We start from the raw sequence: 25,295 nt of genomic DNA on the forward strand, positions 1-25,295 counted from the left end.
GTTTGAAAGGTCGACGAAAAACCCGTCCCCGGCGGGCTGAAATAAGACAAGGTCACAAGACCGATCACACAGTGCTTAGAGACTAGTCGACAACAGAGGATTGCACAGGGTTCAGCGCGGCTCGATATGCGCGATCATCAGTTGCACGGTTTCCTGACCACGGAACTCGTTCACGTCGAGCTTGTAGGCCAGTTCTACCCAGCGAATGGTGGGGTTGGGCCAGATCTCGCGGTCGATGCCGAAAGCAATGCCATCGAGCTTCACCGATCCACACTCGCTCTTGAGCACCACCTTCAGATGGCGCTCGCCGACGACGCGCTGCTCCACCAGTTGGAACACCCCGTGAAACAACGGCTCTGGGAAATGCTGGCCCCACGGCCCGGCGTTGCGCAGGGCGCGGGCCAGTTCCAGGTGAAACTCTTCAACCGCCAGGGTGCCGTCGGACAGCAGCCGGCCCGTCAGGTCTTCTTCGCGCAGTTGCCGACGCACTTCGGCGTCAAAGGCCTCGGCGAACAGTGGGAAGTTGGCCTCGGGCAAGGTAAGACCCGCCGCCATGGCGTGGCCGCCGTACTTGGCGATCAGCGTTGGGTGCTGGCTGGCCACCACGGCCAGCGCGTCACGAATATGAAAACCCGGCACGGAGCGCCCGGAGCCCTTGAGCAGGCCGTCACCGGCGTCGGCAAAGGCGATGGTCGGGCGGAAGTAACGCTCTTTCATGCGCGAGGCAAGGATGCCGATCACGCCCTGGTGCCATTCCGGGTCGAACAGGCACAAGCCATACGGCATCGACTCCACCGGCAAGTCCTTGAGCTGGGCCAGGGCCTCGCGCTGCATGCCTTGTTCGATGGACTTGCGGTCCTGGTTCATGCCGTCCAGTTGCGCGGCCATTTCCCGGGCGGCGGCGAAATCCGAGGTGAGCAGGCACTCGATACCCAGGCTCATGTCATCCAGGCGCCCGGCGGCGTTCAGGCGCGGGCCGAGGATAAAACCAAGGTCGGTGGAGGTGATGCGGGCGTGATCGCGCTTGGCCACTTCGAGGATCGCCTTGATCCCCGGCCGGGCACGACCGGCGCGAATGCGTTCCAGGCCCTGGTAGACCAGGATGCGATTGTTGGCGTCCAGCGGGACCACGTCGGCCACACTGCCCAGGGCCACCAGGTCCAGCAGTTCGCCGATATTCGGCTGCGGCTTGTTCTCGTACCAACCCAAGCTGCGCAAGCGCGCACGCAGGGCCATCAGCACGTAGAAGATCACGCCCACACCCGCCAGGGCCTTGCTGGGGAATTCACAGCCCGGCTGGTTCGGGTTGACGATGGCGTCGGCTGCGGGCAGTTCGTCGCCCGGCAAGTGGTGGTCGGTAACCAGCACCTTGAGCCCCGCCGCTTTTGCGGCCGCCACACCTTCGACGCTGGAGATACCGTTGTCCACGGTGATCAGCAGCTGTGGCTGGCGCTGCAGGGCCACGGCGACGATTTCCGGGGTCAGGCCGTAGCCGTATTCGAAACGGTTGGGCACCAGGTAGTCGACATGGGCGGCGCCCAACAAGCGCAGGCCCAGGGTGCCCACGGTGCTGGCGGTGGCGCCGTCGGCGTCGAAGTCACCCACGATCAGGATCCGCTGGCGCTGCTCCAGGGCCGTCACCAGCAAGTCCACCGCGGCATCGATGCCCTTGAGCTGCTGATACGGGATCAGCCGCGCCAGGCTTTTATCCAGCTCGGCTTCCGATTGCACCCCGCGTGCGGCGTAGAGACGGGTCAACAACGGTGGCAATTCACCGAGGAATGGCAGGACGGCGGGCAACGGGCGAGGATCGATACGCATGGGGTGACGGAAGCTTCTCTTTAATGTTGAAAATTAGCGGTGATCCCTTGTAGGAGCTGTCGAGCCCCAGCGAGGCTGCGATGGGATCACCTCGGTGTACCTGTCAGACCGCAGCGCCTGCATCGCAGCCTCGCTGAAGCTCGACAGCTCCCACACTCGACCAGCGTCCAATCAGTTATCGACGTTTCAGCCGCGCTCGCCAGCCAGCCATTCCAGCTGGACTTCGTGCTGCCCACGGTCATCGGTCACGAAGATCGTGCCTTCGCTGATCATCACGTCCCACTTGATCACCCGGGGCATGTCCTTGGCCAGCACTTCCAGGATTTCCTGGGGTACGGCGGCGATGCTCACGTTTTTCAGGTTCTTCGCCACCGGCACCACTTTGCCTTCCCAGACGCGCAAGCTGCCGTAGGCCAGCAAGGTCGTGCGTTCGGTACGGCGGGAACACCAGGTCAGGCGGTCCGCGTCCGGCTGGCCGACTTCGATCCAGTGCAGGACGCGATCATCCAGGCTTTTTTCCCACAGCGCCGGCTCGTCTACATCTGACAGGCCACGACCGAAAGACAGCTGCTCGTTGTAGAAAAGCGCGTAGGCCAGCAAACGCACGGTCATGCGCTCTTCGGTTTCCGAAGGGTGGCGGGCGATGGTCTGCTTGACACTCTCGTACACCGAACGGTCAAGGTCGGTGAGGTTGAGTTCAAACTTGTAGGTCGTGGACGGCTGGGCCATGAACGGACTTCTAGAGACAGGGAAAGGCGGCAAGTCTAACCGATGGCGAGGTGATTCAACGAATCCTGCGCTGCATCATCCTTATCACTGCGCCACTCGCCTATGTTAAAAGGCTCACATCCCTGCCCTGCCCGAAAGGTTCCTCATGTCGTTTACCGCCAAACCACTTGCCGGCCTGAAAGTCATCGAACTCGGCACCTTGATCGCCGGCCCGTTTGCGTCGCGCATCTGCGCCGAGTTCGGCGCCGAGGTGATCAAGGTCGAATCCCCGGATGGCGGCGACCCGCTGCGCAAGTGGCGCAAGCTGTATGAAGGCACCTCGCTGTGGTGGTTTGTGCAGGCGCGCAACAAGAAATCCCTGACCCTGAACCTGAAACACCCGGACGGCCTGACAATCCTCAAGCAACTGTTGGCGGATGCCGACATTTTGATTGAGAACTTTCGCCCTGGCGTGCTGGAAAAGCTCGGCCTGAGCTGGGAAACCTTGCACGCCCTGAACCCGAAACTGGTGATGGTGCGCCTCTCGGGCTTTGGCCAGACCGGGCCGATGAAGGACCAGCCAGGGTTTGGCGCGGTGGGCGAATCCATGGGGGGCCTGCGTTACATCACCGGTTTCGAGGACCGCCCGCCGGTGCGCACCGGGATTTCCATCGGGGACTCGATCGCGGCGTTGTGGGCCGTGATCGGGGCGCTGATGGCCCTGCGTCATCGTGAAGTGAATGGCGGGCTCGGCCAGGTGGTGGATGTGGCGCTGTATGAGGCGATCTTCGCGATGATGGAGAGCATGATCCCGGAGTTCGACGTGTTCGGCTTTATCCGCGAGCGCACCGGCAACATCATGCCCGGCATCACGCCCTCCTCGATCCACACCAGCAAAGATGGCAAGCATGTGCAGATCGGCGCCAATGGCGACGCGATCTTCAAGCGCTTCATGTCGGCCATTGGTCGCGACGACCTGGCCAACGACCCGGCGCTGGCCAGCAACGATGGCCGCGACAGCCGGCGCGATGAGCTGTACGGGGTGATTGATCGCTGGGTCAACTCGCTGCCGCTTGAGCAAGTGGTGGAACAGCTGAACAAGGCCGAAGTGCCCGCCAGCCGTATCTACAGCGCGGAAGACATGCTGGGAGACCCGCAATTTCTCGCCCGCGAGATGTTCCTCAAGGCGCAGCTCCCGGGCGGCAAGGACTTCAAGATGCCCGGCATCGTGCCCAAACTGTCGGACACACCGGGCAGTTGTGAATGGGTCGGACCGCAGCTGGGCGAGCACAACAGCGTGGTGCTCGCTGAATTGGGCTACGATGCGGCCGCCGTTACTCGCCTGCGTGAGAACGGCGCGATCTGATGGGCCGGCGCTTCATCATTCGACTCTGCCTCCTGGGTTCACTGCTCGGGACTTGGCCACTGTCGAGCCAGGCCCAGGAAACCTTGATCTGGCTGTTGCGTGATCTGCCGCCAGTGACGATTTTCGAAGGCCCGCAAAAAGGCCAGGGCGCCCTCGACCAACTGCTGCCGATACTCGCCGAACACATGCCGGAGTATCGACATCAGATCCTCCACGTGAACCGCGCGCGCGGCATGCAGATGCTCCGCGACCCCGGCACGCTTACCTGCGACCCGTCCCTGCTATGGACGGCGGAGCGCGCTAAAACCATCGTGTTTTCCGCCCAGGCCTTCGCGGCCGTGAGCAACGGGGTGACGATCCGCCAGGGTCAGCGGGCGCTGCTGGCGCCGTTTGTGGTGGATGGACGGTTCGACCTGGAGGCATTTTTGAATGCACGGGATGCGCGCCTTGGCATCATCGCCGAACGCAGCTACGGCGCCATCATCGATGAAGCGCTGAAGCACACCAGTGCTCACAAACTGGCGCCACATTACGGCAATGACGCCCTCGGCAGCCTGCTGCAGATGCAACGAAAGGGGCGGCTGGAAGCGGTGCTGGGTTACTGGACAGAAGTGCGCTACCAGGCGCTGCAACAAGGCATTGATCCACAGGAGCTGATCTTCTACCCCATCAAAGGCACCCCGCCCTATCAACTGACCCGGATTGCCTGCACGGATAACGCCTCAGGCCGCACGGCTATCGAGCGGATCAATCAGGTGCTGCGCGAGATCCCGCAGGAGCAACTGCGACAGTCCTACGCCTCATGGCTCGACCCGGTCATGCGTGAGCAATACCTGCAAGACCACCCGACGTTTTTCCAGGATGCCCCGAGCCCATGACAAATCGCAGGCAAAAAGAAACCCCGAGCAGTGGGGAGACAACTCGGGGTTAATAAGGGCCTAAAAAGACCAGTAACAACGAGCTACAAGCACCGGAGCACAATGCTTGATCTCGCTGTTACAAAATCTGACTCACCTTGCCGTAGGAAGGTTCCCAACAAAAATAAATCTTCATGCGCAGGCAATCGGCCGAGTCAGGGCCGCATTGCGCAGGGCCGCCATGACCGAGGGTTCCAGGCGTCCTTCGGCAATCATCAAGTCGCGGTGCAAACAGTCCACCACATCCACCAATGCACGCTTGTCGGTCAATTGTGCCTGGTCGACTTCTCGTTCGACCACGATGGCACCGGCCGGATTCTTTACGGTCACCAGGCATTCGCCCTGCACACCCGAGGTGGTCAGCGTGACCTGATAAGGGCTCAGTGCTTCACCGAGCAATAGGCTGATACTTTCCATCTCGATCACCACTCAATAGTTCGGAAACAATCGTGTAAACGGGAGCTGCATCTATCCTAAGTGACTATTTGCGTCGTAGGAAAGTTCGCTTTTTCGTCTTTCAAGGGTTGCCGGGGGATGACGTGTCCAGCATGCGCTTGCAACATGACAAGCAAAAAACGGCAGCACATAACTGCTTACTCAATGAGTTGCCGTTTTGGCGCTGATGCCGAGGGTGAATCCTATACTCGGTGAGCGCTGATCATGCCGGCACATCGATAAACAGCGCATACCAAGAGGCCCCGTTGCGAAGGACGAAGACCATGCTGGAACACGAAAAAGAGCAGGCAATACTAGAGAAGATTCACGCCGACATATCCAGAATTTATGCCGAGCAACGCAAGCTAAACGCAGAGTCCCACAAGATAACCCGAGAGAATTTCTGGTATCCCGTTGGTATCGCCATCGGCTTCTTCACGGCTGTCGGAACCGTAATGGCAGTGGCGCAAAAACTACTCGCCTAAACGATCGCTCCGGCCGGGCCTGCCAGAAACGAAAAACGCCGCTGCCCCACGGACGGGGACGCGGCGTTTTTTACACCTTTGTAAACCGCACCTTCAGACCCTCTCCTGCGTTAACAGGCTAGAATCCCCGAATTACCCCGGGAGCCTGTATTGAACGAAACGTCTGACAAGCCATTGCGCATCGTCCTCGCCGACGACCACCCGATTTTCCTAATCGGTCTGCGGGCAGTCCTGGAACGTGACGAGAGGCTAACCATCGTCGGTGAAGCCAACTCACCCCAGGCCCTTGGCGAACTGCTGCAACGTTGTGCCTGCGACATTCTGGTGACCGACTTCATGATGCCCGCCGAGCCCCAGGCCGACGGCTTGCGCCTGATCGAACAACTGCGCCGGCATCACCCGGGCCTGCCCATCGTGGTGGTGACCATGCTGAACAACGCCGGCCTGTTCCACGCCATCCTGGAGTTGGGTGTCATGGGCCTGCTGAGCAAGGCCAGTCTCGCAGACGAATTGCCTGAAGCAATCCGTCAGGTGCGCCAGCAGCGACGTTATGTGGCCCAGACCATCAGTCAGTCACTGAACCTGGCAGGCGTCGAGCGTGTGCACTCCCAGGATCAACTATCACCCCGTGAACTGGAAGTCATCCGCCTGCTGGCCGGCGGCCTGACGGTAGGCGAGATCGCCGCGAATCTTCATCGCAGCAAGCAAACCGTCAGTGCACAAAAGGTCAGCGCCATGCGCAAGCTGGGCCTGAGCAACGACGCCGCGCTGTTTATCTATGTGCAGGAACACGGGCTGGCCTAGCCTGAAACGCGATCCACTGCTTCAGCGCCTCGGCGTCCATGGGGCCGGCGATAAAGCAGCCTTGCAACCACGCGGCCCCCAGTTCACTTACCGCGTGATAGTCGGCGGCACTTTCAACCCCGGTCACCACCACACCCACACCCAGTCGCCTCGCCATGCTCATGGCGCCAGCAACCACTGCCGCCTTGCGATCGTCCCTGGCCATGCCGCTGGCAAACGCCGGCGGGATCTTCAATTCGCTGAAGGGCAATTCCAGCAAGCGTTGCAGGCTGGTGTCGCCCACGCCGAAATCACCGATGGACAGCTTGCACCCCATCATCCGCAAACGCAGCAAGCCGGTGACGTGGGCGCTGTCGGTGTTCAGGCGCGAGGTTTCCACCAGTTCCAGGGTCAGGCCACGGGCGGGCACGCCGTGAAGTTGCAGCAAGCCTTGCAGCACTTGGGGAAAGTGCGGACGCTCCAGCATCCGCCCCGGGATATTCACCGCCACCGGCAGCACCTGCCCGGTTTCGCGCATGACGTGTGCCGCCTGGCCCAGCGCTTGTTCCAGCACGTGCCAGGTAAACGCCTCTTCCATTCCGGCAAACTCCAGCACCGGCAGAAACGCGTCAGGCAACAGCAACTCGCCGTCAGGAAGCTGCCAGCGGGCCAGCGCTTCAACACCTTGCAACGCGCCCGCCTGGCTGACAATGGGCTGATACCAGACCGTGCCGCAGCGGGCTATAGCGGCCTGGCTCAGATCCGCCGAAGGCGGCAACTGCTCGGATTCGCTCAAGTCCAGCAGGTGGCGCACCCGCTCCCAGGACACCACCGGCGGCCCGGGCCGTAAGCGCTCCCGGCACGCCTCGAGGACTTTCCCGATCAGCGTTGCCGACGCCGGCTTGGGCAGGCAGCCGAGCACGTTGAGCCCCAACTGTCGGGCCATGTGCGCCACGCCTTCCAGCACATCCGGCTCGGCGTTGCTCAGCAGGATCAACACCTGAGCCTGGCGGCGCTCGGCCATTTCCCGAATCAGCTCAAGGCCATCACCCTGCTCCAGGTACAGATCGCAAATCGCGATGTCCACCGCGCCCTTGCTCTCCAGTGACTGGCGAGCGGCGTCGACCGTTTCGGCCGTGCGTACATTGAATACGCCGTTGGCGTTGAGCATCTGATGCAGGGCCATCAGTTGGAACGGGTTATCTTCGAGGATCAGGACGTTGAGGGAGCGCATGAAAAACGTTACCGGGGAGAAGCGAGGGTGCACAGACTAATAAAAACCCCGCGCCTTCCCCATAGGACATGTCTTATTCGGACGGGTCCAGATAAGCCTCAAGCTCGACCTGGAATTCGATCAATGCTTCGCGCAGCGCTAACCAATGCAGTTCAACCTCAGCGTTGCGCTGCTCCCGAATACACCCTTCCAGCGCCACACAGGCCTTGGCCAGCGGCAGCGCATCCACCAGGCAGCATATGCCCTTCAGGCGGTGCAGCGAGGCGGCCAGCCGGACCTGGTCGTGTTCCGTCATGGCGGACGCCATCAGGTTATGTTCCTGCTCAAGGCTCCTCGCCAGCTCCTGCAGCATCCGCTGCAAAACCGGTCCGTCGGCCTGGGTCATGGTGCGCAGGGTCTGGATGCTGAAAGAGCGTGCAGGCACGACGCGGGCGAGCACACGCGTCCAGTGCTCAAGGGTCACGGGCTTGACCAGCAGTTCATCCATTCCCGCCTCCCGGCAGCGCTGCTGTTCATCATCCAGGGCATTCGCCGTGCAACCCACCAGCGCCAGGCGTGGCCGTTGCTCCTGGGCTTCAAGCCGGCGGATGGCCTCACTCAAGGCGTAGCCGGACATGCCCGGCATATTGCAATCGGTGACCATGACGTCAAACACCTCATGATGCCAACGCTGCAAGGCCGCTTCGGCCGAGTCGACGGCCACTACTTGATGACCCAGGAACTGCAACTGCTGAACCAGCACCAGCCGATTGGCCGGCAGGTCATCCACCACCAACACCGACAGGTTGCGGCCGGCGACCAGCAGCGGTACACCGGCAGATGCTGGCACGTCGTCACTGCTGACCCGATCCAGGTACAGGTCGATGCACACCACCGTGCCCTCTCCCACCACGCTGCTCAGGGTGATGCTGCCTCCCATCAATTCCACCAGTTGCTGGCAGATGCTCAAGCCCAGTCCCGTGCCGCCGTGCTCGGCAGCCGTCCGCGCGCTGACCTGGATAAACGGCTTGAACACTCGCGCCTGCTGCTCGACGCCAATGCCCGGCCCGCTGTCCTCCACACACAGGTGCAAATATTCGGCCCCCGCCGGGTCAAGCTTGCGCACAACACTGACCCGAACCTCGCCGCGCGAGGTGAACTTGAGCGCGTTGCCCAACAGGTTATGGATAACCTGACGCAGGCGCAGCGGGTCGAACCAGTAATACCCTTGCGCGCTCGGGTCGAATGCCAGGGTCAGGTGAAGGCCCTTTTTCTGCGCCATGGGTTCGAACAAGCGCTGTATGCCCTCGAAGAAACCTTTCAAGTCAGTGGCCTGCGGCGCCAGTTGCAGATGACCGGCTTCAATCTTGGCCAGGTCCAGGCTGTCGCCCATCAGGGCGATCAACTCACGCGCCGAGCGATGGGCCACTCGCAGGGCTTCAGACACTGGCTTGCCTTCAGCCAGGGCACGCTCCTGCTCGAGCTCGAGCAGACCGATGATGGCGGTCATCGGCGTGCGAATCTCGTGGCTCAGGGTCGAGAGAAACGCGCTTTTTGCGTAGTTCGCTTCGTCAGCGGCCTGCCGCGCATCCATCAGCTGGAGCTCCAGGACCTTGCGCTCGTTGATATCGACCCAGCCACCGAGCAAACCCTGGAGCTGGCCCTTGGCGTCGAAGAACGGCACCGTCCACTGATACACATGAAACGCCCCGCCATTGAACTCCAGCTGCCGGTCGACGAACAGCGACTGCTGGCTCGCCAATTGCTCCATGTGGCCGGCATGCAGGCGCGCGGCCGTAGCGTCAGGCATCAGCCCGCTTTCCATCAGCGTCAGGCCCTGGATCTGCTCGCGCCGGGTGTTCAACTGTTGTTCATAGCTGGTGTTGCAGGTCACCAGGCGTCCTTCCAGATCACGCACAAATACCGGGTTGGGCATGCCGTCCAGCAGCGCGCGCTTGAACGCCAACTGGTCGTTGAGCCGCTGCTCGGCCTGGAGGCGCTGGCGAATCTGGCGCTTGAGCCGGCTGTTCCAGGCCAGGGACACCAGCACAAACAGCAGCGCCATGGCGACCGTCCAGTAGGCCCATGGCGGCACCCGCTGCCAGGCCGGCACCGGGACGGGTACGCTACCCAGCCAACGCAAACGCAGGGCGCTCAATTCCGCGACCGGCAGCGCTTCCAGCGCCTTGTTCAAAATGCTCAGCAGTTCCGGTTGATCCTTGCGCACCGACAGGCTGTTGGCCGACCACTTGCCCTCGACACTGCGGCCGATGCGCAACTCATCGGCCGGGTAACTCTGCACTTCCACTTCACTCTGGATAGTCGCCGCCGCGCGCCCCTGCGTTACCAGCTCCCGGGCCTGGACGTAGTTATCCACCGATTGCAGCTTGATCCCGGGGTGCTCGCGACGAATGTACCCCTCCAGGACATGGCGTGCCGGCAGCGCCAGCACCTTGCCTGAAAGCTCGCTCAAACTGGCCACTGGCGGTGCGTCAGCGCGCTGGATAAACACCCAGCCTGAGCCCCCGAACCCATGGCTGAAATCGAGAAAGGCCTTGCGCTCCTGATTTTCGGCCAGGGTGGTGTTCATGTCCGCCCTGCCCGTTTCCAGCAACCCCAGGGTCTGTGCCGTGGAGGACACTTCCTCCATCACGAACTGCAGGCCGGTCATGCGTGAAATGCGGTTGAGCAAGTCCACATTCAGCCCCACCCACTGGCCGTCCTTGTCCTTGAATACATAGGGAGACAGTTGCTGGGACGCCACCACCACATGCGGATGCTGAAGTACCCAGGCCCGCTCCGGGGCCGACAAGGCGATGCGCTCGGCGGCAATGCCCACCCCCAGTCCGGTGGTCCAGCGCGCAAGGATCTCCCGCCGCACAGACTCATGAATACTCGCCAGCGCCCGGTCCATCAGCGTCCCCAACAGCGGGTCGGCCTCCCGCGTGGCAAAGGCAAAGCCGATGGGCGCCAGCCGGCTTTCCACCTTGATCTGCAAGCCCAGGTAGGGCCGTAGCGATTTATAGGCGCGCACGATCACTTCGTTGCCGATAAACGCATCGGCATCACCTTGCTTCAGCGCTTCGAGGCCACTGTAGAGATTCGGTGCCAGCATGATGTGGCTGCCGGGATACGCCTGATGGACGTTCTTGACGTTGGCGTAACCGTCCAGCAACACCAGCTTCTTGTCCTTGAGGTCCTCGTTCTGGGTGCTGTCATCCCGGCGCACGACCACCACCGAGCGGTCCGGCATGTAGTCTTCGGTAAAGCGCAACCCCGACACATCACGCTCGTAACCGTTGGCACTGGTGAGAATATCGATGGCGCCGCTCCGCAGGGCCTCCACCGCCTGCGCCCGCTCGGCAAAACCCAGGACTTGCATCGGTGCATGCAGACGCGCGCCGATCAGGCTCAGGTAATCGGCGCTGATGCCCTGGTAGCGATTGCGGTCGCGGGTGATATCGATCGGCTGATAGTCATCAATCGAAATGCCCACCCTCAACGGCCGATGCGCCGCCAGCCATTGCTGCTCGCTGGCCGTCAGGGGCATGGGCTCCAGGGCAATGAACGCCGGCACCAGCTTGAACGGCAGGCTGACAGCCGCGAGGCTTGCCGAACCATGGCCAAGCAGCAGCACACATGCCAGCCACGCGTGTGCTCGGGTCGATAAATACACCGGTTGGGTTTCCTTGATTATTCTTGTTGGTCGCCGCGCAAGTATGGCTCGCCAGAATGAAAAAGCCCGTCACGAAGACGGGCTTGATCCACCACGCAAAGCCGTTGGCTCAGAGTGGCTTGCCGCGATTGCCATGCTGGCTGACAAACGCCTGTACCGCTTTCAGGTCATTGGCCAATACCGTGCAACGCTCTTCACGCTCAAACAGGTCGGTGAGGTGCGCCGGCAATTCCAGCGCCTTGCCAACCCCGGCCTTCTCTACCGCTTCCGGGAATTTGACCGGGTGCGCGGTGCCGAGAATCACCATCGGGATGTCCAGGCTGCGGCGGCATTCGCGCGCGGCCTTGACGCCAATGGCGGTGTGCGGGTCCAGCAGCTCGCCGGTCTGGGCGTAGACTTCGGCGATGGTCTCGCAGGTTTCTGCGTCGTCCACCGCCAGGGAGTCGAACAGCTTGCGGGTTTCGGTCCAGCGCTCCTGCTCGACGCTGAAACCGCCACCTTGCTTGAAGCTGTCCATCAGGCCGGCCAGGGCAGCACCGTTGCGACCGTGCATGTCGAACAGCAGGCGTTCGAAGTTCGACGAGACCATGATGTCCATCGACGGCGACAGTGTGGCGTGCAGGGTTTCCTTGACGTACTGGTTGCCGCTCATGAAGCGGTGCAGGATGTCGTTGCGGTTGGTGGCGACGATCAGCTGGTTGATCGGCAGGCCCATGTTGCGTGCCAGGTAACCGGCGAAGATGTCGCCGAAGTTGCCGGTTGGCACCGAGAACGACACCGAACGCGCCGGGCCGCCCAACTGCAGGGAAGCATGGAAGTAGTAGACGATCTGGGCCATGATCCGCGCCCAGTTGATCGAGTTCACCGCTACCAGGCGCGTGCCCTTGAGGAAGCTCTGGTCGGCGAAGCTGGCCTTGACCATTTCCTGGCAGTCATCGAAGTTGCCTTCGATGGCGATGTTGTGGATGTTCTCGCCGAAGATCGTGGTCATCTGCCGACGCTGCACTTCCGACACGCGGTTGTGCGGGTGCAGGATGAAGATGTCGACGTTTTCGCAGTGCTTGCAGCCTTCGATCGCCGCCGAGCCGGTATCACCGGAAGTAGCGCCGATGATCACCACGCGCTCACCGCGTTTTTCCAACACATAGTCCAGCAGGCGACCCAGCAGTTGCAGGGCGAAATCCTTGAACGCCAGGGTTGGGCCGTGGAACAGCTCCAGGACCCATTCGTTGCCGTTCAGTTGACGCAACGGGGCGATGGCGCTGTGGGAAAACACGCCGTAGGTTTCTTCCAGGATCTTCTTGAAATCCGCATCCGGGATGCTGCCGGTGACGAACGGGCGCATGACCCGGAACGCCAGCTCGTGGTACGGCAGGCCGGCCCACGAAGCGATTTCTTCCTGGGTGAAGCGTGGCAGGTTTTCCGGCACGTACAGGCCGCCGTCAGTGGCCAGACCGGCCAGCAGAACGTCTTCGAAATTCAGGGCCGGTGCCTGGCCGCGGGTGCTGATATAACGCATGACTGGCTCCTCTAGAGCATGCTTGAACAAGGGCCGCCGAACGCGTGGGGCCCTTGCCGCAAAACGATTAGTTCAGGTGTTCGACGCGAATCCGCACCACCGGCCCAACCACGCCCTGCAACGCTTCAAGCGCGGCGATGGCGTCGTTGATGTGCTGCTCCAGCACACGGTGGGTCAGCAGGATCATGGGCACCAGGCCGTCTTGTTCTTCGACTTCCTTCTGCATGATCGATTCAATGTTGATGCCGCGCTCCGACAGGATGCTGGCCACCTGGGCGAGCACGCCCGGATGATCCTTGGCCTGGATGCGCAGGTAGTAGGCACTTTCGCAGGCTTCGATCGGCAGGATCGGGTGGGCCGACAGCGAGTCCGGCTGGAAGGCCAGGTGCGGTACGCGGTTTTCCGGGTCGCTGGTCATGGCACGCACCACGTCCACCAGGTCGGCGATCACAGACGAAGCGGTCGGCTCCATGCCGGCGCCGGCGCCGTAGAACAGGGTGGAACCGGCAGCGTCACCGTTGACCATCACGGCGTTCATCACGCCATTGACGTTGGCGATCAGGCGGTCGGCCGGGATCAGTGTCGGGTGCACACGCAGCTCGATACCGGCCGGGGTGCTGCGCGCCACACCGAGGTGCTTGATGCGGTAGCCCAGGGCTTCGGCGTAGTTCACGTCGGCGGTGGTCAGCTTGGTGATGCCTTCGGTGTAGGCCTTGTCGAACTGCAGCGGGATACCAAAGGCGATGGACGCCAGGATGGTCAGCTTGTGGGCAGCGTCGATGCCTTCCACGTCGAAGGTCGGATCGGCTTCGGCGTAACCCAGGGCCTGGGCTTCGGCCAGCACGTCTTCGAAGGTACGGCCCTTCTCGCGCATTTCGGTGAGGATGAAGTTACCGGTGCCGTTGATGATGCCGGCCACCCAGTTGATACGGTTGGCGGACAGGCCTTCACGGATCGCCTTGATCACCGGGATACCACCGGCCACGGCGGCTTCGAATGCCACGATCACGCCCTTCTCGCGGGCCTTGGCGAAGATTTCGTTACCGTGCACGGCAATCAGCGCCTTGTTGGCAGTGACCACATGCTTGCCGTTTTCGATAGCCTTGAGCACCAGCTCGCGGGCCACGGTGTAGCCGCCTACCAGCTCGATGACGATATCGATTTCAGGGTTGGTGGCGACTTCGAAGACATCGTTGGTAATCGCAATACCGGTCGTTTGGAACTGAGGCTTTGGCGTACGCGTGGCAATTTGAGCCACTTCAATCCCACGCCCTGCACGGCGGGAAATTTCTTCAGCGTTACGCTGAAGTACGTTGAAGGTGCCGCCACCGACGGTCCCTAACCCACAGATGCCTACTTTGACCGGTTTCACTGAAGAACTCCCCATGAAACGGCCGACTCAAGGTCGGCCGTGAAAACAGCCGCACAACTGCGGCTCTCTATTAATGACCCGCCGAACTGTCGGCGGATCATGATCGTCAAGGCTCGACGATAATGCTTACTTTGCGTTCAGTGCCAGTTTGGCAACTTGCGGCGCAGGCTGGTAGCCCGGAATCACCTGGCCGTCAGCCAAAACGATGGCCGGCGTACCGTTCACACCAATCGACTGGCCGAGGGCGAACTGCTTGGAAACCGGGTTGGCGCACTTGGCGGCCTTGATTTCCTTGCCATCGACCATCTTGTCCATGGCCGCTTTCTTGTCGGCCGAACACCAGACGGCTTGCAACTGCTCGTCACCCGGCGAACCCAGGCCCTGGCGCGGGAACGCCACGTAGCGCACTTCAACACCGAGCTTGTTCAGCTCAGGCACTTCGGCATGCAGCTTGTGGCAGTACGGGCAGGTGGTGTCGGTGAACACGGTGATGTGGGTCTTGGTTTCGCCGATGGCCGGGTAAACCACGGTTTCAGCCACCGGAATACCGTTGATCAGCTTGGACACGCCCAGGCGCTCGGCTTTCTCGGTGAGGTTCACCGGCTTGCCGTCTTTGAGCTGGAACAGGTAGCCCTGGACGATGTACTGGCCATCGGCACTGGCGTACAGCACGCGGCTGCCCTTGAGCTTGACTTCGTACAGGCCGGCCATCGGGCTGGCGTTGATGCTTTCAATCGGGGTGTCGAGCTGGAGGGCTTCCAGGCTCTTGCGGATTGTCTTCTCTGCGGCGTCGTCGGCGACGGCAAAGGTTGAGACCAACGCAATGGCTGCGATGGCAAAAATCTGGGTCAAGCGCATGGGAACTCCTGAAGGCAGATGCAGGGACGGGAGCAGGAACACCGATCTTCAAACACGGGTTTGGGCCGTCCCCTTTGCGAACCGGCAAAGCCTACCACAGTTGGGCCGCAGGGCAGCCAGTCGCGGGGAAATTGGGCTTTTTCCGAAGTATTTTTCATCCACGGGGATGGTGCTTGGCGTGCATCTCCTGCAAACGTGCCCGCGCCACGTGGGTGTAGATCTGGGTGGTGGATAAGTCGCTGTGGCCCAGGAGCATTTGAACCACGCGCAAATCCGCGCCGTGGTTGAGCAAATGCGTGGCGAACGCGTGGCGCAGGGTGTGGGGCGACAGCGACTTGCCGATGCCGGCAACCTTGGCCTGGTGCTTGATGCGATGCCAGAAGGTCTGGCGGGTCATCTGTTCGCCGCGCTGGCTGGGAAACAGCACATCGCTGGGCCGACCGTTGAGCAACTCGGCTCGGGCGTCGCGCATGTAGCGTTCGATCCACACGATCGCCTCTTCACCCATGGGCACCAGGCGCTCCTTGCTGCCCTTGCCCATTACGCGCAATACACCCTGGCGCAGGTTGACCTGTTCCAGGGTCAGGCTGATCAGCTCGGTGACGCGCAGGCCGCAGGCATACAGCACTTCCAGCATGGCACGGTCGCGCTGGCCGATGGCTTCGCTCAGGTCGGGGGCTGCGAGCAGGGCTTCAACGTCGGCTTCCGACAGGGATTTGGGCAGTGGCCGGCCCAACTGTGGCATGTCGATTTGCAGGGTTGGGTCGACAGCGATCAGCTTTTCCCGCAGCAGGTAGCGATAGAAACCACGCACGCCTGAGAGAAAACGCGCAGTAGAGCGAGGCTTGTAGTTTTGCTCCAGGCGCCAGGCCAGGTGGTCGAGAATCAGCTCGCGACCGGCGTCGAGCAGCTCGAGGTTTTTCTCCTGCAGCCAGCCATTGAACAACGCGAGGTCGCTGCGGTAAGCCTGGCGGGTGTTGTCCGACAGGCCTTTTTCCAGCCAGAGGGCGTCGAGGAAGCGGTCTATCTGCGGGTGGTCGATGGCGGACATGAGGGCTCAAGCAGGGAAAATGGCGATGTCGGGTAGATCCTATCGCAGCACGGGCCGCTACACATCAATGAAAGCGGGCAAATAATCTGTGGCAAGGGAGCTTGCTCCCGCTGGGGCGCGAAGCGGCCCTGATTGACCATTGAGGTCCAACAGAGAGACTTCTATTGCCGGTTTCAGGGCCGCTGCGCAGCCCAACGGGAGCAAGCTCCCTCGCCACAAAAGCGGAAAACGGCTTTAAGGTCAGCGAGACGCTGAATTTCTTCGAGGCGGGGAGTCATGAATAGATACCGGGGAAATGGACAAATTTCAGGCAACAAAAAAGCAGCCCGTAGGCTGCTTTTTTCTGCATCGGGAAGCTGGACTTAAGCCAGTTTTTCCTTGATGCGAGCTGCTTTACCGGACAGGTCACGCAGGTAGTACAGCTTGGCTTTACGTACGTCACCGCGACGTTTAACGGCCATGCTGTCGATTTGCGGGCTGTAGGTCTGGAAAGTACGCTCTACGCCAACACCGTTGGAGATTTTACGAACAGTGAAAGCACTGTTCACACCACGGTTACGCTTGGCAATTACCACGCCTTCGAACGCTTGCAGACGCGAACGGTCGCCTTCCTTCACTTTCACCTGAACGACAATGGTGTCGCCCGGGGCAAAGGTAGGGATCTCTTTGGTCATCTGCTCTGCTTCGAGTGCAAGGATGATTTTGTTAGTCATGCTGTGCTCCTAAGGTAAGTCGTCGGACCTACCATCGATACGTTGTTAACTATCGTCCCGCCCGAGGATGTATTCCTCGAGCAGCTTCTTCTCTTCTCCAGAAAGCGAGCGGCTTTCCAGAAGATCGGCGCGTCGTTCATAGGTCCGCCCGAGGGACTGCTGTAAACGCCAACGCCGGATGTGTGCGTGATTGCCACTTAGCAATACGTCGGGAACACGCTGATCCGCATACACCTCCGGTCGGGTGTAGTGCGGGCAATCCAGCAAACCATCCGTGAAGGAATCTTCCTCCGCGGAGTCCGCATGCCCTAAAGCTCCAGGCAGCAGTCGTGTAACCGCATCTATCAGGACCATCGCCGGCAGCTCGCCGCCAGACAGGACATAGTCCCCAATCGACCACTCTTCATCGACATGAGCTTCAATAAACCGCTCGTCAATGCCTTCATAGCGACCGGCAATCAGGATTAATGCTTCCAGATTCGCCAACTCGCGTACCGCCGACTGATTCAGCTGACGGCCTTGAGGGGACAGGTAAATTACCTTCGCCTTCTCCCCGGCGGCTGCCTTGGCCTGAACCAACGCATCTTCCAGGGGCTTGATCTTCATCACCATGCCAGGGCCACCGCCAAATGGGCGATCGTCCACAGTGTGATGTCGATCCGTCGTGTAGTCTCGCGGGTTCCAACAGGTGAGCTGCAAGAGCCCCTGTTTCACCGCCCGACTGGTGATGCCGTACTCGCTGATGGCGGAAAACATCTCGGGAAACAAACTGATCACTTCAACGCGCAGGTTAGCCACGTTAGAAGTCCGCGTCCCATTCCACCTTCATCTCGCCCGCTGCCAGGTCGACGGCCAACACGCATTGCTCGGTATAGGGCAACAGGCGTTCGCGATCATCCAGGCTGCCAGCGCAAGGCTTGACCACCATTACATCATTGGCGCCGGTTTCCAGAAGATGATCGATTTTCCCGAGCAATTGCCCAAGTTGATCAATAACCTTCAGACCTTCCAGCTGGTACCAGTAGTACTCGCCGTCGGTCAATTCAGGGAACAGGTTGCGCGGCACGCAGATCTCATAACCGGCCAGAAGACGAGCTTCTTCACGATCATCAAGACCCTTGAGCTTTGCGACCAGGAACTTGTCGCTCCCGCGTCCACTGACCAGCTCTACCTGTTTCACACTACCTTCGCGCTTGAGCGTCCAGGTCTTGTACTGCAACAGGTTTTCAGTCGGATCAGTAAAGGAATACACCTTCACTTCGCCGCGAACGCCATGAACAGAATAAATCTTGCCGATAACGATCAAATCATCAGCTACCGCTGGCGTCGCGTTCATATTGCTCAGGCCGCAGCCTTAGATGCATCCTTCAACAACTGAGCAACGCGCTCAGAAGGTTGTGCACCAACGCTCAGCCAGTAGGCTACGCGCTCTTGGTTCACGGACAGACGGACTTCTTGACCACGAGCGATCGGGTTGAAGAAGCCAACTTGTTCCTTGTGAGAGCCGTCACGTGGGTTGCGGCTGTCAGTTACGGTCAAGTGGTAAAACGGGCGCTTTTTGGAGCCGCCAAGGGCAAGACGGATTGTTAGCATGTGAACATCGTTCCTGTAGTCGGTGCTGCAAATCTAAATGCACAGCGGGCATAGGTGCCCGAAAGGCCGCATATTCTAAGGAATATCCGGACTTTTGCAAATGTCTTTTTCTGGCGCCTATCAGCGTGCCATTCAGATCTGCTATAGAGCCGTCGGTTAAAACGGCAAGTCAGCTCCCGCCAATGGCGGGTTTGCTGGAGATCCCGCATCCCTGCGGGTCGGAGCAGAAGCGAACTTCTGCTCGAATTCTTTACATTTTCGGCATGCCGCCGCCGGGCAACATACCGCCCATGCCGCGCATCATCTTGGCCATCCCGCCTTTTGCGGAGAATTTCTTCATCATCTTCTGCATCTGCTTGTGCTGCTTGATCAAGCGACCGATGTCCTGCACCTGGGTGCCGGAACCCATGGCGATCCGACGTTTGCGCGAACCGCTGATCAGCTCAGGGTCGCGGCGCTCGGCCGGGGTCATGGAATTGATGATGGCTTCCATCTGCTTGAATTGCTTCTCTGCCGCGCCCTGGGCATTGCCCATTTGCGCCAGGTTCACGCCGCCGATGTTCGGCAGCTTGTCCATCAGGCCGCCGAGGCCGCCCATGTTCTTCATCTGTTGCAGCTGGTCGCGGAAGTCTTCGAGGTCGAAGCCCTTGCCCTTCTTCAGCTTTTTAGCCAGCTTGTCGGCCTTGTCCTTGTCGAGGGTCGCTTCCGCTTGCTCGATCAGGCTGAGCACGTCGCCCATGCCGAGGATACGCGAGGCGATCCGCTCAGGGTGGAACGGCTCGAGCGCTTCGCTCTTCTCGCCCATACCGATGAACTTGATCGGCTTGCCGGTAATCGCACGCACCGACAAGGCGGCACCGCCACGGGCGTCGCCGTCGACCTTGGTCAGGATCACACCGGTCAGCGGCAGCGCATCACCAAAGGCCTTGGCGGTGTTGGCCGCATCCTGGCCGGTCATGGCGTCGACCACGAACAGGGTCTCTACCGGGTTGATCGCGGCATGCAGCGCCTTGATCTCGCCCATCATCTCTTCATCGATGTGCAGGCGACCGGCGGTATCGACGATGACTACGTCGATGAATTTCAGCTTGGCTTCTTTAATAGCCGCCTGGGCGATATCGACCGGCTTCTGGCTCAGGTCGGACGGGAAGAAGGTCACGCCCACTTCGCCCGCAAGCATTTCCAGCTGTTTAATAGCCGCCGGACGGTAAACGTCGGCAGACACCACCATCACCGACTTCTTCTTGCGCTCTTTAAGGAAGCGCGCCAGTTTGCCGGCGGTGGTGGTCTTGCCCGCACCTTGCAGACCGGCCATCAGCACAACGGCTGGCGGCACGGCACTGAGGTTCAAATCTTCGTTGGCCGCGCCCATCAGGCTTTCGAGTTCGGCCTGGACGATCTTCACAAAGGCCTGGCCCGGCGTCAGGCTGCGGGACACTTCGGTGCCGACCGCGCGCTCTTTGACCGAGTTGACGAAGTCCTTCACCACCGGCAAGGCGACGTCGGCTTCCAGCAACGCCATGCGCACTTCACGCAGGGTGTCTTTAATATTGTCCTCGGTCAGCTTGGCCTTGCCGGTGACATGGCGCAGCGTCTGCGAGAGACGGTCAGTCAGATTTTCAAACATGCGCGATCCTTTCAGGCCCTATTCATCGAAATGCATTGTTAGACCGAGGTAATGGCGGCCCAGGCTGTGGTAAATCGCTATTAAAAACAGCGCTCGGCGAGCCTGCGGCGTGGGCAGGTCGCGGATTATAGCGAAGACTGTCGCCATGCACACCCGCTGTCTGGCCTGAGAGTCTTTCGTGTTACGCAGGTGTATGCCAAACTCAGCGCCTTTCGGGCCTGCTTAACAGGATTTATGCTCCCTTTGTCACCCAGTTTGCTACCCAGCCTCGCCGCCGCCATCTTGTATGCCGCTGCGACCCTCTATCAGGGCACTCGTCTGGCCCAAGGCGCCAAGGCCGACAAACGCCTGCTGGTAGGCCTTGGCGTCCTCGCCCTGCTGGCTCACGCCGCCAGCCTGTTCACGCACTTGATGACGCCGGTCGGCCTGGGCCTGGATTTCTTCAGCGCTGCCAGCCTGATTGCCGCCGCGGTGATCGCGCTGACCCTGATGGCCTGCTACCGGATCCCGGTGGAGAACCTGCTGGTGCTGTTGTTCCCGCTCGGGATGCTGACGGTGCTGCTGGCGCAATTCACACCGACCGGCACCGTGCAGGTCATTGATGAAGAGCCGGGCATCCTCGCCCACATCCTGCTGTCGATCCTCGCCTACGGCATGTTCACCATCGCGGTGTTCCAGGCCTTGCTGCTGCTGTTGCAAGACCACCAACTCAAGCACAAGCACCCGTCGGGGCTGATCAAGAACTTCCCGCCGCTGCAAACCATGGAAAGCCTGCTGTTCGGCTTCCTCTGGGCCGGCTGGACGCTGCTGTCGCTGTCACTGATCTCCGGCTGGCTGTTCGTCGAGAACCTGTTTGCCCAGCACCTTGTGCATAAAACCCTGCTGGCCTGCCTGGCCTGGGTGGTGTTCAGCGTGCTGCTGTGGGGCCGCAACCGTCTCGGCTGGCGCGGGCACAAGGCGATCCGCTGGACCCTGGCCGGTTTCTGCCTGCTGATGCTGGCCTATTTCGGCAGCAAGCTGGTTCGCGAATACATCCTGCATATCTGACGGGCAGCCGACATGGACAACTTGCCCTTGGGGCCGATGCTTGCGGTAGTAGCCTTGCTGGTTTTATGGTCGGCGCTGTTTACCGCCATCGAAGCCGCCCAGCAACATTTGCTGGCCCTGCGCCCCGGCACCCGCCAGGGTGACAAAGCCGCCGCCCGCCTGAACTTCCCGCGCAACAGCCTGATCCTCTGCAACACCCTATGCCGCGCCGTGGTGGTGATTCTCTGCACCCTGCTGGCGATCTACGCCTGGGCGCAAAACGGCCCGTGGCTCGGCTGGGTGATCTCCAGCGCGGTGCTGCTGGTGCTGGCCGACTATCTGCCGCGCGCCCTGGCCACTCGCCACCCGCAAACCATCCTTGGCTTCGGCAATACCTTGCTGAGCGTGCCGCTGAAAATCCTTTATCCGCTGGCCTGGCTGCTCAACGGTGTCAGCCTGTTGCTGCTGCGCCCGTTCACCCGCAAGCCCGGGCTGGTCAAGAAGAGCGACGAGCCGCAGCCGGACCAGGACGACGAGCCGGAAGCCGAAATCCCCAACACCCGCGCGCCGGGCATGCCGGGCATCCACGCCCTGGACAACATCACCGTCAACGACATCCTGGTGCCCCGCAGCGAAGTGGACGGCATCAACCTGGATGACCCGGTAGAGGAAATCATCGAGCAACTGCGGGTTTCCACCCGAACCCGGCTGCCGGTGTTCCACAGCGACATCAACCAGGTCGAGGCGGTGCTCAACACGCGGCAGATCCGCCACCTGCTGCCGGACGCCAGCCTGACCAAGGAAGCCCTGCTGGAGGCCTGTCACGAGCCCTACTTCGTCCCGGAAAGCACGCCGCTGCAACTGCAATTGCTGAACTTCCACAAGCAACAGCGCCGCCTGGGCATGGTGGTTGATGAATACGGCGAAGTACTGGGCATTGTGACCCTGGAAGACATTCTTGAAGAAATCGTCGGTGAGTTCGAAAACGAGCAGCACCTCGACAACCCGCACATCCAGCCCCAACTGGATGGCCGCTACGTGATCGACGGCGCCGCCTCGATCCGTGACTTGAACAAAACCCTCGGCTGGCACCTGCCCAGTGACGGCCCCAAGACCCTCAACGGCCTGGTGACCGAAGCACTGGAGACCATTCCGGATTGCGCCGTGTGCCTGAAAATCGGCCGCTATCGCCTGGAAATCCTCGAGACCGAGGACAACCGCGTCGCCAAGGTGCTGATCTGGCACACCAGCACGGTGCCGGTCGCCGCTTAAGCCCCTTGTTGGATCCGCAAACCCCTTCCTATAATCGGGCGGCTTACCCAAGCCCCGCCCGACCGCGTGCTACCCGCACTGAGCGCGTCCAGGCACCGCTTTACCGTGTCTGACCGGTGTTTGCTCCCATCCCGAGCCGCCCCGCGCACACCCCTGATCCATGGGTGTTCGACCAATAATAATCCGCGTCCAAACGCGCAATGACCGTCAGGGATACCTCAATGAGCACCACCTATAACGAGACGGCGACCGCCGCCCCGACCAACTCGACGGCCCGGGTCGCCACCGCGAGCATCATCGGCACCGCCATCGAGTTCTACGACTTCTATATCTACGCAACTGCCGCCGCGCTGGTGATCGGCCCGGTGTTCTTCCCGCAAACCTCCGGCACGGCGCAGATGCTCGCCTCGTTCCTGACCTTCGGTATCGCGTTTATCGCGCGGCCACTGGGCTCGGCGCTGTTCGGCCACTTTGGTGACCGGATTGGCCGCAAGTCGACACTGGTGGCTTCCCTGCTGCTGATGGGCGTGTGCACCACGCTGATCGGCTTGCTGCCCGGATATGACAGCATCGGCGCCTGGGCACCGATCCTGCTCTGCGTACTGCGCTTCGGCCAGGGCCTCGGGCTTGGCGGCGAATGGGGCGGCGCGGCGTTGCTGGCCACCGAGAACGCCCCGAAGGGCAAACGCGCCTGGTTCGGCATGTTCCCGCAACTGGGCCCGTCGATTGGCTTTCTGGCGGCCAACGGGCTGTTCCTGATCCTGGCCATGAGCCTGAGCGACGAACAGTTCCGCAGCTGGGGCTGGCGCATTCCGTTCATTCTCAGCGCGGCGCTGGTAATGGTGGGGCTGTATGCGCGGCTCAAACTGCATGAAACGCCGGTGTTCGCGAACGCCGTGGCCAAGGAAGCGCCGGTGAAGGTGCCGCTGGTGGAACTGTTCAGCCAGCATTGGCTGCCGGTCCTGCTGGGTGCGGCCTCGATGGTGGTGTGTTATGCGCTGTTCTATATCACCACCGCGTTTTCCCTGAGCTACGGCGTGTCTACGCTGGGTTACAGCCGTGAAACCTTCCTCGGGCTGTTGTGCTTCGCGGTGCTGTTCATGGGCGCGGCGACGCCGCTGGCGGCGTGGGCAAGCGACCGTTACGGGCGTAAGCCGGTGCTGATTGTGGGGGCGATTCTAACCATCCTCTCCGGCTTCACCATGGAACCGTTGCTGACCCACGGTTCAACCTGGGCCGTGGCACTGTTCCTGGCGCTGGAGCTGTTCCTGATGGGCGTGACGTTTGCCCCGATGGGCGCGATGTTGCCGGAACTGTTCCCGACCCGCGTGCGTTATACCGGTGCTTCGGCGGCGTATAACCTGGGTGGGATCGTGGGTGCGTCGGCGGCACCGTTCTTCGCGACCAAGCTGGTGGCGATGGGCGGTTTGAGTTATGTCGGCGGGTATGTGTCGGCGGCAGCGGTGATCAGCTTGATTGCTGTGTTGTGCCTGAAAGAGACGCGCAATAACGATTTGAATCGCGTTAGCTGATAAACCGCCATCGCGGGCAAGCCCGACTCCCACAGGGAAATGCATTCCAAATGTGGGAGCCGGGCTTGCTCGCGATGGGCGCGACTCGGTTACAGCTCTACAACAACAGCCTTCGAAGCACGAGTGGCTTTAGCCCGCGCTGCCTCAATCGACTCATCCCGCGCCAGCGCCACGCCCATACGACGCTGGCCATTCACTTCCGGCTTGCCGAACAGACGCAACGCCGTATCCGGCTCGCTCAAGGCTGCACCCAGGTTGGAAAACGCCGTCTGGGTCGACTTGCCTTCCACCAGGATCACTGCCGAAGCCGAAGGCCCGAACTGACGGATCAACGGGATCGGCAGGCCGAGAATTGCCCGCGCATGCAGGGCGAACTGCGACAAGTCCTGGGAAATCAGGGTCACTAGGCCAGTGTCATGGGGGCGCGGCGACACTTCGCTGAACCACACCTGATCGCCTTTGATAAACAGCTCGACGCCAAACAGACCACGACCACCCAACGCTTCGGTTACCGCCTTGGCAACGCGCTCGGATTCCGCCAGTGCAATCGGGCTCATGGCCTGTGGCTGCCAGGATTCCTGATAGTCGCCCTTCTCCTGACGGTGACCGACAGGCGCGCAGAAGGTAGTGCCGCCAATGTGGCGCACGGTCAGCAGGGTGATTTCGTAGTCGAAGTCGATAAAGCCTTCGATGATCACGCGACCCTTGCCGGCACGCCCGCCCTCCTGGGCGTAATCCCAGGCTTTCTGCACGTCATCGGCGCTGCGCAGCAAGCTCTGGCCCTTGCCCGACGAACTCATCACCGGCTTGACCACACACGGGAAGCCCAGGTCGGTGACGGCCTTGCTGTAGTCCTCGAAGGTGTCGGCGAAGTGGTACGGCGAGGTCGGCAGGTCCAGCTCTTCGGCGGCCAGGCGACGGATGCCTTCGCGGTTCATGGTCAGCAACGTCGCGCGGGCGGTCGGGATCACGGTGAAGCCTTCGGCTTCCAGCTCAACCAGGGTGGAGGTGGCGATCGCTTCGATTTCCGGCACGATGAAGTGCGGCTTTTCGGCTTCGATCACGGCACGCAGCGCGGCGCCATCGAGCATGTTGATCACATGGCTGCGGTGGGCAACCTGCATGGCCGGCGCGTTGGCGTAGCGATCCACGGCAATCACTTCAACGCCCAGGCGTTGCAGTTCGATTACCACTTCCTTGCCCAGCTCACCGCAGCCACACAGCATTACGCGGGTCGCGGTTGGCGACAATGGAGTTCCGATTCGGGTCATCTCAGGTCCTCAGGGGAGCGGATCGTGGGGAGAAAGGCCGGCATTTTACATGAACTG

At 61.2% G+C, this 25,295-nt stretch carries 22 protein-coding genes; 7 read left to right on the forward strand and 15 right to left on the reverse strand.

The window, feature by feature from the left end; genetic code table 11:
* Window positions 1-111: 111 nt before the first annotated feature.
* Both recJ and A462_RS06000 read right to left on the reverse strand, forming a co-directional pair.
* Entirely contained in the window at window positions 112-1,821 is a 1,710-nt protein-coding gene (gene recJ / locus A462_RS06005) for a single-stranded-DNA-specific exonuclease RecJ (protein ID WP_008438230.1), read from the reverse strand.
* A 186-nt stretch (window positions 1,822-2,007) separates the two neighbouring features.
* Window positions 2,008-2,550, reverse strand: coding sequence for a YaeQ family protein (locus tag A462_RS06000; RefSeq protein WP_003209567.1), 543 nt, complete (start codon window positions 2,548-2,550; stop codon window positions 2,008-2,010).
* Between the two features lie 145 nt (window positions 2,551-2,695).
* Between A462_RS06000 and A462_RS05995 the strand changes: the two genes are divergently transcribed.
* Complete coding sequence (locus tag A462_RS05995; RefSeq protein WP_008438232.1) at window positions 2,696-3,895, forward strand: CaiB/BaiF CoA transferase family protein; 1,200 nt, start codon at window positions 2,696-2,698, stop codon at window positions 3,893-3,895.
* Window positions 3,895-4,773, forward strand: a complete 879-nt coding sequence (locus tag A462_RS05990; protein ID WP_003209569.1) for a TIGR02285 family protein — start codon at window positions 3,895-3,897, stop codon at window positions 4,771-4,773. Before A462_RS05995 ends, A462_RS05990 begins: the two co-directional genes overlap by 1 nt.
* 171 nt (window positions 4,774-4,944) lie before the next feature.
* Here the strand turns inward: A462_RS05990 and A462_RS05985 are convergent, their stop codons facing one another.
* Window positions 4,945-5,229, reverse strand: a complete 285-nt coding sequence (locus A462_RS05985) for a DUF3509 domain-containing protein (protein ID WP_003209570.1) — start codon at window positions 5,227-5,229, stop codon at window positions 4,945-4,947.
* A gap of 302 nt (window positions 5,230-5,531) precedes the next feature.
* On the opposite strand from A462_RS05985, the gene A462_RS05980 reads away from it, so the two are divergent.
* A complete protein-coding gene (locus tag A462_RS05980; RefSeq protein WP_003209572.1) occupies window positions 5,532-5,732 on the forward strand; it encodes a hypothetical protein in 201 nt (66 codons plus the stop codon).
* Window positions 5,733-5,882: 150 nt separating this feature from the next.
* Window positions 5,883-6,536 (forward strand): response regulator transcription factor, encoded by a 654-nt coding sequence (locus tag A462_RS05975; RefSeq protein WP_003209573.1) that lies wholly within the window; start codon window positions 5,883-5,885, stop codon window positions 6,534-6,536.
* On the opposite strand, the gene A462_RS05970 is transcribed toward A462_RS05975, so the two are convergent.
* The 11 genes from A462_RS05970 to ffh all read right to left on the reverse strand — a co-directional run bounded on the left by A462_RS05970 (window position 6,505) and on the right by ffh (window position 20,137).
* Window positions 6,505-7,749 (reverse strand): EAL domain-containing response regulator, encoded by a 1,245-nt coding sequence (locus A462_RS05970; protein WP_008438235.1) that lies wholly within the window; start codon window positions 7,747-7,749, stop codon window positions 6,505-6,507. The two genes, A462_RS05975 and A462_RS05970, sit on opposite strands and share 32 nt — an antisense overlap.
* Window positions 7,750-7,822: 73 nt before the next feature.
* Window positions 7,823-11,404: a transporter substrate-binding domain-containing protein gene (locus tag A462_RS05965; RefSeq protein ID WP_008438236.1), complete on the reverse strand. Its 3,582-nt coding sequence runs from the start codon at window positions 11,402-11,404 to the stop codon at window positions 7,823-7,825.
* Window positions 11,405-11,513: 109 nt separating this feature from the next.
* The gene (thrC, locus tag A462_RS05960; protein WP_008438237.1) at window positions 11,514-12,923 is read right to left on the reverse strand and encodes a threonine synthase; all 1,410 of its coding nucleotides are present in this window, start codon (window positions 12,921-12,923) and stop codon (window positions 11,514-11,516) included.
* Window positions 12,924-12,990: 67 nt separating this feature from the next.
* On the reverse strand, window positions 12,991-14,295 hold the full coding sequence (locus A462_RS05955) for a homoserine dehydrogenase (RefSeq protein ID WP_003209580.1): 1,305 nt from the start codon (window positions 14,293-14,295) through the stop codon (window positions 12,991-12,993).
* A 126-nt stretch (window positions 14,296-14,421) separates the two neighbouring features.
* The gene (gene dsbC, locus A462_RS05950; protein WP_003209582.1) at window positions 14,422-15,153 is read right to left on the reverse strand and encodes a bifunctional protein-disulfide isomerase/oxidoreductase DsbC; all 732 of its coding nucleotides are present in this window, start codon (window positions 15,151-15,153) and stop codon (window positions 14,422-14,424) included.
* 154 nt (window positions 15,154-15,307) lie between these two features.
* A complete protein-coding gene (gene xerD / locus A462_RS05945) occupies window positions 15,308-16,204 on the reverse strand; it encodes a site-specific tyrosine recombinase XerD (RefSeq protein ID WP_003209584.1) in 897 nt (298 codons plus the stop codon).
* 362 nt (window positions 16,205-16,566) lie between these two features.
* Window positions 16,567-16,917, reverse strand: a complete 351-nt coding sequence (gene rplS / locus A462_RS05940) for a 50S ribosomal protein L19 (RefSeq protein WP_003175895.1) — start codon at window positions 16,915-16,917, stop codon at window positions 16,567-16,569.
* 45 nt (window positions 16,918-16,962) lie between these two features.
* Window positions 16,963-17,673, reverse strand: coding sequence for a tRNA (guanosine(37)-N1)-methyltransferase TrmD (gene trmD, locus A462_RS05935; RefSeq protein WP_231988895.1), 711 nt, complete (start codon window positions 17,671-17,673; stop codon window positions 16,963-16,965).
* A gap of 43 nt (window positions 17,674-17,716) precedes the next feature.
* Window positions 17,717-18,253: a ribosome maturation factor RimM gene (gene rimM / locus A462_RS05930; RefSeq protein ID WP_003175898.1), complete on the reverse strand. Its 537-nt coding sequence runs from the start codon at window positions 18,251-18,253 to the stop codon at window positions 17,717-17,719.
* A gap of 5 nt (window positions 18,254-18,258) precedes the next feature.
* Complete coding sequence (gene rpsP, locus A462_RS05925; protein WP_003209587.1) at window positions 18,259-18,510, reverse strand: 30S ribosomal protein S16; 252 nt, start codon at window positions 18,508-18,510, stop codon at window positions 18,259-18,261.
* 250 nt (window positions 18,511-18,760) lie between these two features.
* The gene (gene ffh / locus A462_RS05920) at window positions 18,761-20,137 is read right to left on the reverse strand and encodes a signal recognition particle protein (RefSeq protein ID WP_003209589.1); all 1,377 of its coding nucleotides are present in this window, start codon (window positions 20,135-20,137) and stop codon (window positions 18,761-18,763) included.
* Window positions 20,138-20,371: 234 nt separating this feature from the next.
* On the opposite strand from ffh, the gene A462_RS05915 reads away from it, so the two are divergent.
* From A462_RS05915 to A462_RS05905, 3 genes are all read left to right on the forward strand, one after another.
* Entirely contained in the window at window positions 20,372-21,184 is an 813-nt protein-coding gene (locus A462_RS05915; protein ID WP_010176828.1) for a cytochrome C assembly family protein, read from the forward strand.
* Window positions 21,185-21,196: 12 nt separating this feature from the next.
* Entirely contained in the window at window positions 21,197-22,435 is a 1,239-nt protein-coding gene (locus tag A462_RS05910; protein WP_008438241.1) for a transporter associated domain-containing protein, read from the forward strand.
* Between the two features lie 221 nt (window positions 22,436-22,656).
* Window positions 22,657-23,967: an MFS transporter gene (locus tag A462_RS05905; protein ID WP_008438242.1), complete on the forward strand. Its 1,311-nt coding sequence runs from the start codon at window positions 22,657-22,659 to the stop codon at window positions 23,965-23,967.
* An 89-nt stretch (window positions 23,968-24,056) separates the two neighbouring features.
* On the opposite strand, the gene purT is transcribed toward A462_RS05905, so the two are convergent.
* Window positions 24,057-25,238, reverse strand: a complete 1,182-nt coding sequence (gene purT, locus A462_RS05900; protein ID WP_008438243.1) for a formate-dependent phosphoribosylglycinamide formyltransferase — start codon at window positions 25,236-25,238, stop codon at window positions 24,057-24,059.
* Window positions 25,239-25,295 lie beyond the last annotated feature (57 nt).

The organism is Pseudomonas sp. Ag1 (assembly GCF_000278565.1).
Classification (GTDB): Bacteria; Pseudomonadota; Gammaproteobacteria; order Pseudomonadales; family Pseudomonadaceae; genus Aquipseudomonas.

Coding starts and splice junctions, on each gene's coding strand:
- rpsP (WP_003209587.1), bottom strand. CDS start 18,510: ATGCTAACAATCCGTCTTGCCCTTGGCGGCTCCAAAAAGCGCCCGTTT.
- A462_RS05990 (WP_003209569.1), top strand. CDS start 3,895: ATGGGCCGGCGCTTCATCATTCGACTCTGCCTCCTGGGTTCACTGCTC.
- dsbC (WP_003209582.1), bottom strand. CDS start 15,153: ATGCGCTTGACCCAGATTTTTGCCATCGCAGCCATTGCGTTGGTCTCA.
- A462_RS05905 (WP_008438242.1), top strand. CDS start 22,657: ATGAGCACCACCTATAACGAGACGGCGACCGCCGCCCCGACCAACTCG.
- A462_RS05980 (WP_003209572.1), top strand. CDS start 5,532: ATGCTGGAACACGAAAAAGAGCAGGCAATACTAGAGAAGATTCACGCC.
- A462_RS05970 (WP_008438235.1), bottom strand. CDS start 7,749: ATGCGCTCCCTCAACGTCCTGATCCTCGAAGATAACCCGTTCCAACTG.
- A462_RS05915 (WP_010176828.1), top strand. CDS start 20,372: ATGCTCCCTTTGTCACCCAGTTTGCTACCCAGCCTCGCCGCCGCCATC.
- rimM (WP_003175898.1), bottom strand. CDS start 18,253: ATGAACGCGACGCCAGCGGTAGCTGATGATTTGATCGTTATCGGCAAG.
- A462_RS05985 (WP_003209570.1), bottom strand. CDS start 5,229: ATGGAAAGTATCAGCCTATTGCTCGGTGAAGCACTGAGCCCTTATCAG.
- xerD (WP_003209584.1), bottom strand. CDS start 16,204: ATGTCCGCCATCGACCACCCGCAGATAGACCGCTTCCTCGACGCCCTC.
- recJ (WP_008438230.1), bottom strand. CDS start 1,821: ATGCGTATCGATCCTCGCCCGTTGCCCGCCGTCCTGCCATTCCTCGGT.
- purT (WP_008438243.1), bottom strand. CDS start 25,238: ATGACCCGAATCGGAACTCCATTGTCGCCAACCGCGACCCGCGTAATG.
- A462_RS06000 (WP_003209567.1), bottom strand. CDS start 2,550: ATGGCCCAGCCGTCCACGACCTACAAGTTTGAACTCAACCTCACCGAC.
- thrC (WP_008438237.1), bottom strand. CDS start 12,923: ATGCGTTATATCAGCACCCGCGGCCAGGCACCGGCCCTGAATTTCGAA.
- A462_RS05910 (WP_008438241.1), top strand. CDS start 21,197: ATGGACAACTTGCCCTTGGGGCCGATGCTTGCGGTAGTAGCCTTGCTG.
- ffh (WP_003209589.1), bottom strand. CDS start 20,137: ATGTTTGAAAATCTGACTGACCGTCTCTCGCAGACGCTGCGCCATGTC.
- rplS (WP_003175895.1), bottom strand. CDS start 16,917: ATGACTAACAAAATCATCCTTGCACTCGAAGCAGAGCAGATGACCAAA.
- trmD (WP_231988895.1), bottom strand. CDS start 17,673: ATGTTTTCCGCCATCAGCGAGTACGGCATCACCAGTCGGGCGGTGAAA.
- A462_RS05995 (WP_008438232.1), top strand. CDS start 2,696: ATGTCGTTTACCGCCAAACCACTTGCCGGCCTGAAAGTCATCGAACTC.